The organism is Microcoleus sp. AT8-A3, from assembly GCF_036705675.1.
Lineage (GTDB): Bacteria > Cyanobacteriota > Cyanobacteriia > Cyanobacteriales > Microcoleaceae > Microcoleus.
Genome location: NZ_JAUBVD010000010.1, coordinates 64097 through 76413 on the forward strand (window position 1 = coordinate 64097; position 12317 = coordinate 76413).

At 45.9% G+C, this 12317-nt stretch carries 7 protein-coding genes; 2 read left to right on the plus strand and 5 right to left on the minus strand.

The features are described from left to right. Positions 1–594: 594 nt before the first annotated feature. From QUB51_RS08310 to QUB51_RS08330, 5 genes are all read right to left on the minus strand, one after another. Complete coding sequence (locus QUB51_RS08310) at positions 595–2265, minus strand: hypothetical protein (protein WP_333260604.1); 1671 nt, start codon at positions 2263–2265, stop codon at positions 595–597. An 84-nt stretch (positions 2266–2349) separates the two neighbouring features. Continuing rightward, on the minus strand, positions 2350–6459 hold the full coding sequence (cobN, locus tag QUB51_RS08315) for a cobaltochelatase subunit CobN (RefSeq protein ID WP_333260601.1): 4110 nt from the start codon (positions 6457–6459) through the stop codon (positions 2350–2352). Positions 6460–6625: 166 nt separating this feature from the next. Then, the gene (locus QUB51_RS08320; protein WP_333208911.1) at positions 6626–7486 is read right to left on the minus strand and encodes an EamA family transporter; all 861 of its coding nucleotides are present in this window, start codon (positions 7484–7486) and stop codon (positions 6626–6628) included. After that, a complete protein-coding gene (locus QUB51_RS08325; RefSeq protein WP_333232547.1) occupies positions 7483–8220 on the minus strand; it encodes an ABC transporter ATP-binding protein in 738 nt (245 codons plus the stop codon). The genes QUB51_RS08320 and QUB51_RS08325 overlap by 4 nt, the downstream gene beginning before the upstream one ends. Before the next feature lie 213 nt (positions 8221–8433). Further along, positions 8434–9246, minus strand: a complete 813-nt coding sequence (locus QUB51_RS08330) for an ABC transporter ATP-binding protein (protein ID WP_333053582.1) — start codon at positions 9244–9246, stop codon at positions 8434–8436. Positions 9247–9448: 202 nt separating this feature from the next. Here QUB51_RS08330 and QUB51_RS08335 point away from each other — a divergent pair, with 202 nt between their 5' ends. Continuing rightward, complete coding sequence (locus QUB51_RS08335) at positions 9449–10222, plus strand: Uma2 family endonuclease (protein WP_333053581.1); 774 nt, start codon at positions 9449–9451, stop codon at positions 10220–10222. Between the two features lie 72 nt (positions 10223–10294). Then, on the plus strand, positions 10295–12163 hold the full coding sequence (locus QUB51_RS08340) for a tetratricopeptide repeat protein (RefSeq protein ID WP_333208914.1): 1869 nt from the start codon (positions 10295–10297) through the stop codon (positions 12161–12163). Positions 12164–12317: the final 154 nt, after the last annotated feature.

Sequence of the window (12317 nt, forward strand, 5' to 3'; positions counted from 1 at the left end):
TTAGATGATTAGATTTTAGACTGAATTGCCGCCACCGGGACGATCGCAGTGCACATCGATTTTAGATTTTAGATTTGGGATTTTAGATGATTAGATTTTAGACTGAATTGCCGCCACCGGGACGATCGCAGTGCACATCGATTTTAGATTTTAGATTTGGGATTTTAGATGATTAGATTTTAGACTGAATTGCCGCCACCGGGACGATCGCAGTGCACATCGATTTTAGATTTTAGATTTGGGATTTTAGATGATTAGATTTTAGACTGAATTGCCGCCACCGGGACGATCGCAGTGCACATCGATTTTAGATTTTAGATTTTAGATTTGAGATTTTTAGATTTTAGACTGAATTGCCGCCACCGGGACGATCGCACTGTACTCGGAAAAATATTATTCCGATGCCACAGGGCATCTCCCCTGGGAGACTCTCCCTCTGGTTTATAGAAATTCCAAAAAGTAATCCAATTTTTTGAAAGATCCAAACCCTTATCTCATCTGTCATTTCCAATACTTTAATCGAAAATCTAAAATCAAAATCTGTCATTTCCAATACTTTAATCGAAAATCTAAAATCTAAAATCTAAAATCGTATTACCCGTCGCTGCGCCTGGATTTGGGCCGTGGCCAGATAATGCTGGAATCGGCCGCGAGTAGGCTAGAAACTGCGCTGGCCCCAAAGCGGTTGAGGTGGCTGGGGTCAACAAAATAGTCATTGCGGCCAGGCCACCGCTGGGACAAGTCGCGGAAAGCGAAGCCTTTTTGCCGCGAGAGTTGCTGCATTCGCTGCCGAAACTGCTGTTCTGCCCGCAGGCGAGTTCCGTCTAGGTAGTCGTCGGTGAGGGGCAAATTGACGAAAATTAGGGGAATTTTGCGAGCTTTGGTAAATGCTACAACTGAATTAAAGGCTGCTGCTTGTTTGCCTCCGAGGTAGAAGTCTTTGTAGTCGCGATCGTATTGGCCTGAAACATAAGCGCGTTGTCGATAATAAGTGTTGGGATTGTACTTGCCCGACATAGCCATGAATCCGTTGGAGTCGATCGAATCTGCCAATTGGTTGAGTTGTCTGATGGCTACTGTTGTCCGTCGTGAGACTGGAATCAATTCTGCTTTTTGGGTTGCTGCATCTGCTGCGATCGGTTTTAACTCATATTTTGCAGCATTTGAGGCAACGGGCAAGATGGCCGTTCCACTAGAGAGGGATTGGATTGGGGGGAGTAGGGGTTGGGTGTCAGCAACGGGCAAGATGCCCGTTCCACTAGAGAGGGATTTGATTGTGGGGAATAGGGGTTGGGCATCTTGCCCGCCCCTGAAAGGTTGATCTACAGAGGTAAATGCTTTGCGGAAATTGTTGTTAGCGCAGGGCTGCGGGAATCTGTAACACGCCGGAATCACGTTGGGCTCATCGGACGGCAGTTGGGGGCGAATGCCTGCTGCTAAAAGTTGGCTGCCTTCAGAATCGACGATCGAATTAAAAGTGCGATCGTCCCGGCCGCTGTTAAATGCCCGCACGCCGTCTGCCCAGATAATCATTTGAGGCAAATGACCGGGCTTCAAAAGCCGCCGCAGTTGAAAGTCAACTACTTGTGCAGTTGCGCCGTTGACTGAAAAGTTAAATACTTTTAAGCCCCGCCGACCTCTTTGGGCCAAAGATTGTTTTAGCTGTTTGGGATCGACGCCCTGCAATGCGCGGGAACTGCCGACAATCAAAACATCTGGTGGGCCGACTGTGGCAACGTAGGATAGGTAAAGTTCGAGTTGTTCGTTGAGTAAATCGCTGCTGAAGCTGACTCTACTGGCTTGCGATCGGGTGGCGCTAGCTTGCTGCTGGGAATAAACGAGGTTTCTCATGTACTCGATTACTTTTTTCTCCGCAAACGCCCGTCTGGGACTGCCGGGGGGAACCGCTTGCATCCAGGCGACGGCTTGCACCCACAGGGCGGCTACTTCGTCCCAGTCTTGTTTTGAATTGGCTGATTGAGCCAAATTAGAAGCTTGGGTGGCAAAGTTAATTGACTCCGTGAAGGCGTCGTTTTGCGCGCAAGAGGGCAGGCTGAGGGATTTTCTGGTTTTGTTGCGGTTTTGAGCTAACAGAGACGTTGGGGCCTGCGCTAGGACGGCGGATTCGTCGATCGAACCCGATGGCGCTGCGGTGTTGGGCGGCTTCGTTGACGAACATCCCAAAGTTACGGCTAATACAGCCGCTGCGGCGCAGGTACGTTTGAGGATGCTGGTGCTGATGCTAGCAATGTAGCGGCGAATCATAAAGCTTTCAGCGATCGCGAAACATTAATAGATATTACCGCAAGCGGCCATTCCTCGGCAGCCGCGATCGTGACTTTTGAGTATTTATGTATGGGATTCGATGACTGCTTCGGCTTGCAGGGCGATCGACCTCAATTTATCCAATGTATCCTGGTTCGCACTCTCCCACAACCCCCGCTGACGAGCTTCTAGCAATCTTTCCGCCATATCTCGCAGTGCCCAAGGATTGTTTTCTTGAATAAATGTCTGCACTTTTTCATCAAAAATGTAAGCCTCTGCGATTCCTTCATACATAAAATCCTCTACACAATTTGCCGTAGCATCGTAAGCAAACAAAAAATCAACAGTTGCTGCAATTTCAAAAGCACCTTTATAACCGTGTCGCATCGCACCTTCTATCCATTTGGGATTCACAGCCCTGCTGCGATAAACCCGCGCAATTTCTTCCCGCAGTTGTCGCACTTTCGGATTCTCAGGAATCGAATTATCTCCAAAATAAGTTTCAGGATTTTTGCCTTGCAAATTGCGAATTGCGGCCGTCATTCCGCCTTGGAATTGATAATAATCATCCGAGTCTAGGATGTCGTGTTCGCGGTTGTCTTGGTTTTGCAGAACTATTTGCATTTGGCCGAGGCGTTTTTCAAATGCTTCGGGTGCAGAACATCCCCATTCACCCCCCCTAGCCCCCCCTTGTAAAGGGGGGGGACAAGAGTTGGATTTGGCCTCAGAACTTAATTCACCCCCCCTAGCCCCCCCTTGTAAAGGGGGGGGACAAGAGTTGGATTTAGCCCCCCCTTGGTAAGGGGGGGTTGGGGGGGTATTCTCTGGTTGTAAAGGAGAGGAATTAGATTTAGCCCCCCCTTGATAAGGGGGGGTTGGGGGGGTACTTGTATAGGCGTAACTGCTCCAATTAATGTAAGCTTTTGCTAAATCGCTGTCGTCTGTCCAGTTTTGAGCTTCAATTATGCCTTGAAGTCCTGCGCCGTAAGCACCTGGTTTTGAGCCAAACACTCGAAATTGCGATCGCCCTTGCGCCTCTTCCTGACTCAAACCTGTAGATTCCCAATACAAAATCTCTTCCTTAACTTGTGCTGCTAAAGGGTTGTCTTCTGCCGATTCGTCTAAATCTGCCACAGCTTTTACCGCACTATCAAACAAATCAATTAAATTAAAAAAAGCATCGCGGAAAAAGCCAGAAATTCGCAAAGTAACATCAACGCGCGGTCGCCCCAAAACAGAAATCGGCAAGATTTCAAAATCTACAACCCGGCGCGAAGGGCCATCCCAAACAGGTTGAACTCCTATCAATGCTAGGGCTTCTGCGATGTCGTCTCCTCCCGTCCGCATGGTGGATGTTCCCCACACTGACAAACCCAAAGTTTTCGGATATTCGCCGTTTTCTTGGGTGTATCTTTCGATTAAATTTTCAGCAGCAACTCTGCCAACTCTCCAGGCGGTTTCTGTGGGAATGGCGCGGATATCTACGGAGTAAAAATTGCGACCGGTGGGCAATACATCTGGTCTGCCGCGAGTGGGCGCGCCGGATGCGCCGCTTGGTATGTGCCGTCCATCTAGCCCGCGCAAAAGGTTGGTAATTTCTTGGTTTGTTTGGAGGAGGGAAGGTAAAAGATAGTTATTTATCCAGTCTAATTCTTGTTGGGTTGCTTCTCCTATTTGGATATTGTTAACCGCAGATGAACGCGGATTAACGCGGATGTTTTCGATTAAATTATCTACTAATTCAGCGGCTTTTTCTTCTAGTTCTGCTGTTAAATCGCCGGCTGTGCGGTTCTGAATTTTTGATGTCGGATCGGCTGTTAACGGGTCGAAGTCTAGGTCTAAATCCTTAGCTAGGGCGCGGGTTAAGCCCGATCGCCCGTTGGTGGGATGGCGGGCAATCGCAATTATCAAATCTCTCAACTGTCTACCTTCGGGACACTGCCCAAAAATGTGCAATCCGTCGCGAATTTGGGATTCTTTGAGTTCACAAAGATAGCCGTCGGTGCGAGTGATAAATTCTGTAAATTCTGATTTATTTAGTTGTATTCCTAAGTCTTTATCTAAGTTTTCTTTGTTGGTGAGGGCGAGAATGCGATCGCGAATCATGGGCAATCTGGACGGATCTAAACTTTGGGCTTCGCAATACTCATCAATTAAGGTTTCTAACTGCTGCAAAGGCCCGTAGAGTTCGGCGCGAGTCATTGGCGGTGTCAGGTGGTCGATAATCACAGCTTGCGATCGTCTTTTTGCTTGGGAACCTTCCCCCGGATCGTTGACAATGAAGGGATAAAAATTCGGCATCGCGCCTAACGCCACTTCTGGATAACATTTGTTAGACAATGCTATACTTTTACCGGGAAGCCATTCTAAATTGCCGTGTTTTCCAGCATGAATTATAGCATCAATTCCCAATTTTTCTCGCAGCCAGTAATAGTAAGCTAGATAATTGTGGGTAGGTTCTAAGTCGGGGGCGTGATAATTTAACGCGGGGTCAAGTTCGTATCCACGCGATGGTTGAATTCCTACAAATACATTACCGAACTGAATCCCCGGAATCGGAAAAGACGTATTGTTGCTTATAAAATCTTGTGCATAGCTTCCCGGAAGCCCCCATCTTTTACAAATCCCATCTTGCACTTCCTGCGGCAAAGTAGCAAAATATTCTTCATATTCTGCCAAATCCAATGATTGATGAACAGGCCGCAATTCGCGTCCTTCCGGGTCATTTGTCACGCCCGAAGTCAGGAGTTCAATTAACTCGTTGCCGCTAGCGGGGATGTTTTCAATTTGATAGCCAGCTTGCTGCATAGCTTTGAGGATTTCGACACAGCTAGCGGGCGTATCTAAGCCGACGCCGTTGGCTAAGCGGGCGTTGCGAGTGGGGTAATTTGCTAGAATTATGGCGATGCGTCTGTTGGCGGCTGGGGTTTGTTTCATCTTCACCCAATTCGCAGTTAAATCTGCTACAAATGAAATGCGATCGCCTGCAGCGACATAGCCTACTACATCTGTTTCTAATTCGCTGTTCCAAGTCTGTACGGCTTTAAAAGAAACAGCCCTAGTAATGATTTTGCCATCTACTTCTGGCAATGCTACATTCATCGCCACATCGCGGGGCGAAAGTCCCTGAAGTTCCGTTTCCCACTGTTCCAAACCGCCACCGCTGAAGATTGCTTGCAATACAGGAACATCTAAGGATTTTAAGCTGTTTTGTTCCGGTTCTTGACTGCTGAAACCGGAGACTGCAAAACTTGTGGTATTGAGCAATAATTGAATTGGTTCTGATTCTTTTGGTTTAAAATACTCTAGCAATTCTATTTGCAAATCTGGTTCCCGCAGAGAAGACACAAAGACGGGAACTGGGACTAAATTTCGCTCTGCTAGAGCTTGACAGAGTGCATCAATTGGTGCTAGGTTTCCTGATAAATAATGAGCGCGATAAAATAAAATTCCGACCGTAGGGGCGGTGCCCCCGTGCCCGCCCTCGCCGTGCCTTTTAGGGAGTGTTTCCAAACCCGGAGATCCCCCCCAGCCCCCCTTCTTAAGGGGGGAGGAAGAAGTTGTCAAATTCCCCCTTCTTAAGGGGGATTTAGGGGGATCTGAATCTGGTTGTAAAGTTGCAAAACACGCCCCCGCTTCTCCGTCCCAATCATAAATTCCGACGCGGGAAACTGTTTGAGGTAGTGGCGGGTTGTAAGCAGTTTTCAGGCAAGTATCGGCGGCAAATTTTAGTGCATTAACAAAGTTTTGGACTCCGCCTTCTGTGAAATAGCGCCACAGTTGATTGACTGCTGACAGCGATACATTGGAATGGCTGATTAAATCGGGATCGGGACTGTCTTCTCCCGGCATTACAATCAGTGATGCGTTAGTTCTCTGCACCGTTTCCCGGAGAATTTCTAAGCCGTAAGACCAATAAGAACGCCCTCCTAACAGTCTTAAGATTATGACCTCTGCGCGTTCTAAAACTTCTTCGGCATAAGTATCAATTGTTAGTTGTTGCTGCAATTGAAGCAGGTTTACTGCGCGCACTTTGGGAAATTTTGCCGGCATTTTGGATGCAGCGACTGCGAGTGTTTGAATGTCGGTGTCAGCAGCACTAATAAATACTATTGGTGCTGGGGTTTGCTGAATAAAAATTACTCCTTCGGCTTGGGGGTTCCAGCCTCCTGGTGTTGCGGCTATTTTGTGCATTAATTTTTAGTTTATGTTGATAAATAATGAAAGGTGCGATCGCTCTTAGTATAACATGACTTATTTTCAATCCGGTTGTATTAGAATATTTGAACCGCAGAGGGCGCAGAGTACGCAGAGGAAGAGAAGAGAGAGATGGATGATTTCGAGTTTCTGAGGTTTTAAGCTATAAACTGATAAATAAAACTCCCAAAATCATGATTCCGGCCCCTAATAATCTTTGTTGAATATCTTTTTCCTTAAAAATTAAATGACCGAACAATACACCCATTAACACGCTAGTACGCTTAATCGCGATCACTTGCACTACGAAAGTTAATGTCAAAGCTTGCATTTGAAAAAGGACTCCCATAGCATTTAAAGACCCCATAGCAGCTAGCATTGGTAATTGTTTGAGAATTTTTCGCCCTGGATTTGGGGTTTTGTGCAATAAAACTGGCAGTAGCAAGACACTGATTGTACCAAACAAAGAGAATAACCAAAAAATAGGGGAGGAATTTGTAACTCCTATTTTGTCAAAATTTGAGGCAATACTCCATAGCAATGCGACGATTAACATCAATTTTGGCCCGGGTTCATCCAGGAGTGCTTTGAATGGGGCTAAATATCCTTTAGATTTCTCTTTTATATTTAATAAATAAGAGCCGAGTACGATTAGTAAAATGCCAATATAATCAAAGATTTTGGGATATTCCCCGACAATTAATGGTGAAGTTACCAACATAAATAATGGTGTCAAAGCTACCAGCGGGAGTGTCAGGGATAAATCTGATACTTTGATGGCTTTGATGTAGAGGAGGGATGTGACAGCGTTGATGCTACCTCCGATTAATAGGGCGAGCCAAAATTGAGAGTTTAATGCCGGAATTCCTGTATAAACTACCCAGGGAATCAAAAAGATGACTGAAAAAAATGAGAGAGACCAAGCGACGACATATTCGTCACTTTTTTTGAGGTTTTGTTTCCCAAAAACGTCTTTTACGGCTTCAAAGAAAGCGGTCAAGAGTCCTAAAATTAACCAAGTCATCCTAAATATGCGCTCCTGACTCGCTCGTCGTTTAGCAAATCTGCTCCAATACCTGTGAGAGTAATGTTACCAGCTTCTAGCACGTAACCCCGATCGGCAATTTGCAGTGCTAAACTGGCGTTTTGTTCTACTAAAAGGATTGTAACGCCTGTGGAACGCAGGTTTTGAATGATTCCGAAAATTTCTTTGACGATCGCGGGTGCTAAGCCTAAACTAGGCTCGTCTAATAATAGCAGCTTCGGGCGCGACATCAGAGCGCGGGCGATCGCCAGCATTTGCTGTTCCCCGCCGCTGAGGGTTCCTGCTAGCTGGCGGCGCCTTTCTGCTAGGCGCGGAAATATCTCAAATTGGCGCTCTAAATCGGCTTTTACTGCTGCCGAGTCCGATCGAATATAGGCCCCCAATTCTAAGTTAGTTAACACCGTTTGCTGCGCCAAAACCCGCCGCCCTTCTGGGCTATGGGCGATTCCCAATTTCACAACTTCGTGAGCTTGGCGGCGACTAATATCGCGCCCGTTATAAATAATTTGTCCTTGTCGCAAATTAACTATTTTGGAAATAGCTCTCAATGTGGTACTTTTGCCCGCACCGTTGGCGCCGATGAGACTGACAACCTCGCCCGCATTAATCGTGATATTAATATTTTGTATGGCTTGAATTCCACCATAATTTACAGAAACATTCTTGAGTTCTAAGAGGATATTTTGAGATATTCGGGGTGGGATTTCGTGCATTTTCTGTGACTTTGAGTTTGAGGTAAATTGCGATTTAATGTTGGGTGGGGGCGGGTTTATGAGATTGTTATTTTTAGGCAATTATTGTCGGTGAACCCGCCCCTACAGAATGTGTAATAATGGTGCAATATGTGATTTTTTAATATTACTCTTAGTCCGCGTAAACGGACATTGTTTGTGTAGACGCGATTTCCAATCGCCGGGTTTCCTTAGTTATTTTTCATCTCCCAAATAAGCCTCAATCACAGCGGGGTCATTCCTGACAATAGCAGGCTCGCCCAAGGCAATAAGCTGACCGAAATGCAAGACGGCAATGCGATCGCACAATCCCATAACTAGCGGTACATGATGCTCGATCAATATTACAGTTAAATTGAATTGTTGGCGCACTTCTCGGATAAATTCGCTTAATTTGTGCTTTTCATTGGGATTCATCCCCGCTGCTGGTTCATCTAACAGCAATATTTGCGGTTCTAGGGCTAAAGCGCGGGCAATTTCTAAGCGCCTCTGGTCGCCGTAGGGCAAGTTTTTCGCTTGTTCGCCCGCGCGATCGCCCAATCCGACTAAATCAAGCAATTCTAAGGCTTTTCGCTGGGTTTTGCGTTCCATTGCGTTAGATGCTGGCAAGCCGAAAATCCCCGCCAGCACCGCTAAAACTGGATTGCCCGATCGACTGTGGATGTGTCGGGCGATCGCTACATTTTCCACAGCAGAAAGTTCCCCAAATAACCGGATATTTTGAAAAGTTCTGGCAATACCTTTATTAGCAATTTGATAAGGCTTCAATTGGGAAATATTTTCATTTTGATAAATCAGGTTGCCACTAGAAGCAGGTATCAGTCCAGTCATGAGATTAAATAGAGTTGTCTTGCCCGCGCCGTTAGGGCCGATTAATCCAAAAATCTCGTTTTTTTCAACTGTAAAAGATACGTTGTTTACAGCAATTAAGCCGCCAAAGCGACGGGTTAATCCTTGTGCTTCTAAGATGGAATTGCTTTTTGAGATGGTAACAGTTTCTGAAATCACAAAAAACTCGATAAAATCTGCAATCTAATTATGCCTCACATTTGTATTTTAATAAATAGCCTCCCGCTTGAAAATCATTTACTGATTACCAATTATCCATGATTAATTACTAGGCATCTAGCTGATTCAACGGAAAACCGCTATAATATTACAATTGCCGTACCGCTTCAATCTCCTCAAGCCGTCTCGCCTGGGTAATCTTATGACGATGTACGTACCGGATTCGCAGCCTTCGCAAACAAAAGTCCTCCCTACGATGTATGATTTACCCAGTGAAGACCCGGAGGAACCCGGTTTGCCTGACGAATTCCACGAGTTTCAACCGGAACTGCTGCGTTTAACCTGCCGCCCCGCTAACCATCCGCCAGAACAAATATTTATAGCGACAGACCTCAATCTCTACTACGATTCTAACCATCTCAATTGGTACAAAAAACCTGATTGGTTTGTCGTCTTGGGGGTTCCGAGATTTTATCGAGGTGACGAATTGCGCCTCAGCTACGTGATGTGGCAAGAAAATGTCAGTCCTCTGGTAGTAGTGGAACTGCTGTCACCTGGAACTGAAGAGGAGGATTTAGGAATCACAGAAGAAGCACCAAATAAACCGCCTACTAAGTGCCGAGTTTACGAACAGATTTTGGAGATTCCTTACTACTTTGTTTTCAGTCGGTACAACAATCAACTGAGAGTATTTCGTTTGATTGGCAATCGTTACCGCGAACAAGTTTTAACCGAGCCGCGATTCTGGATACCGGAATTAGAATTAGGTATAGGTTTGTGGGAAGGTTGTTATCAAGGTTGTTCGAGATTGTGGCTGCGTTGGTACGATGTCAGTGGCGATTGGGTTCTGACTCCAGAGGAGTTTGAAAGGCAGCGAGCTGAATTAGAAAGTCAGCGAGCTGAATTAGAAAGTCAGCGAGCAAACCGATTAGCCGATCGACTGCGAGCAATGGGCATTAATCCAGATGAGCTGTAAAATTAAATAGCAGCATGAAATGGTGCAAGCTGCAAGCGCTGTCCATAAAAACTTATTAACTAAAAATAAATTATGCCAGACTCTACCTCACTGCGCGATCGCTACCTAGCACTAATCGACAAAATTGTCGAAATCACCCTCAAAGGTCAAATTCGCTCCAAAGAACAAGTTTATCAAATGCTGGTGCAAGACATTAGCACCGGTACTGGCGAAATATTTGAACGCTGTTTCGGCGAACGCCTTGATGCAGCCGAAAATCAACTCAGAAATGAAAAAGACGAAATCAAACAAGCAAAGGCAAATCGCAGCCTCAGAGCTCTCAAAACCATCCAAGGAGAATGGGAACGCTGGCAGAAAGATAACCGCGTCGATCGCGCAATTGCATCCTCAATCCAACAAATCGTTAGTGCTGAATCTAATGCCCGCCTCCTGGCATTATTGCAAGTAATCGATCCGAATAAAGAACATCCGCTGACTCTCGCTCAATTGCAGCAATTGGCAAAATCTCTGCACCAACAAATGCTGCAAACTGCCAATCCCGAAACCGAACAAGATTTGCAGCAAATCACCGCCGGCATCGCTAAAGGTTTAGAATCTTGGCAGCGTTTGGAACCGGAACTTGTGGGCTGGATTTATCAGCCGCAGCAGCTAGGATTTGCCGGTAGTCCAGAACAAAATGGGCCTTGGGCTTTTTGGGCTAAAAAAGTTAACAGTCCCTTTCCCCAGGCTCTTTTAAATACTATTGCCCTCGGTGAATCTGTAGTTCAATTCGCAGCCCAGCAATCGAATTTAGATTTAGGCATATTGGTGGAAGTGGCGATTATTTTGCAGTGCTTGCAGCGGGCGTTGGCGACATGGTTTGACAAGCAAGTTTACGATTCCAAAGTGTCAACAAAAGCTTCAATTTCTACTTACATTACTTTTGCGGTAATTTGGAGTCAGCTAGCTAGTGGATTTAATAATTCTACCAAGAGCGGGGAACAGTTGGCAAATGCTTGTTTTCAAGTAACTTTGCAAATTTTGCGCGCTTTTTCTCAGCGGGAATATTTTCCGCTTTACGGGGGGATTTTTGCTTCGTTTGATGGTAAAGCTCTGCGTCATACTTTGGATTATTTAGATGAACCGCTGCGGCGAGTTGAAGGCACTCAAGCGAAAGCTCGGATTCTGACGCTTTTGGGTTATTCGATGCAGGCGGCTGGGGCCTATGAGCGATCGCTCTTGCTGCACAAGCAAGCGCTGGAAATTGCCCGTACCGAAGGAGACAAAGCTTGCGAAGTTGCCAATCTCAATCACATCAGCCGCAACTATGTTGCTCAAAAAAATTATCAGGAAGCGATTAATTACAGCCAGCGGGCTTTAATTATGGCACGACAAACGGGAGAGCGACAAGGCGAGGCAAATGCTCTGGCTAATTTGGGTTACAGCGAAGTGTTTCAAGCGCGGCAGTTGGAGGAGGTGGAACCGGAGGTTTATGAGAGTGCGATCGGTTATTTGGAACAAGGTTTGTTGCTATCGGAAAAATTGGGCGATCGCCAAAGTCAAGCTTTTTGTTCCAGCAGTCTCGGTATTGCTAAAATCGCCCTGGAAAATGCTGAAGCTGCGATCGAATATTTGCTCAAAGGTTGGCAAGCGGCTCAATTTTCAGGGGATTTATATTTGCAAGGTCTGAATTTGGCTTACTTGGCTCAAGCTTATTACAGAATCAACTCACTAGAAAAAGCGATATTTGCAGGCAGTTTAGGAATGTATACTTTGGAGCAAATTGGTGCGATGGAGTGGCGTCAATCGGCTGGTTTGTTGACCATTTTGCAGGGTCAAATGGGGGCGGAATCTTTTAAACAAGCTTTGGCTAAAAGTCGAGCGAATATCATTCCGGCGATCGGTGTTGATGGCTACGATTACATCCCGGAGTTGCTGGAAAAATACCAGCAATCTATTTAATATTATGTCCGATCGATTAACCATAATATCCCGGCGGGGCGGGTTTTTGAGATTGTCAATTATTGGCAGATATTGTTGTTGAACCCGCCCCTACCTGATTTCGGGCGAAGCGAAGCGGAGGGAATCGACCGGACATGATATAACTCTTTGTTGT

What these genes read in the sequence shown, in the direction of transcription:
- QUB51_RS08310 (WP_333260604.1), bottom strand. Translation starts at nt 2,265, where the DNA reads ATGATTCGCCGCTACATTGCTAGCATCAGCACCAGCATCCTCAAACGT.
- cobN (WP_333260601.1), bottom strand. Translation starts at nt 6,459, where the DNA reads ATGCACAAAATAGCCGCAACACCAGGAGGCTGGAACCCCCAAGCCGAA.
- QUB51_RS08320 (WP_333208911.1), bottom strand. Translation starts at nt 7,486, where the DNA reads ATGACTTGGTTAATTTTAGGACTCTTGACCGCTTTCTTTGAAGCCGTA.
- QUB51_RS08325 (WP_333232547.1), bottom strand. Translation starts at nt 8,220, where the DNA reads ATGCACGAAATCCCACCCCGAATATCTCAAAATATCCTCTTAGAACTC.
- QUB51_RS08335 (WP_333053581.1), top strand. Translation starts at nt 9,449, where the DNA reads ATGACGATGTACGTACCGGATTCGCAGCCTTCGCAAACAAAAGTCCTC.
- QUB51_RS08340 (WP_333208914.1), top strand. Translation starts at nt 10,295, where the DNA reads ATGCCAGACTCTACCTCACTGCGCGATCGCTACCTAGCACTAATCGAC.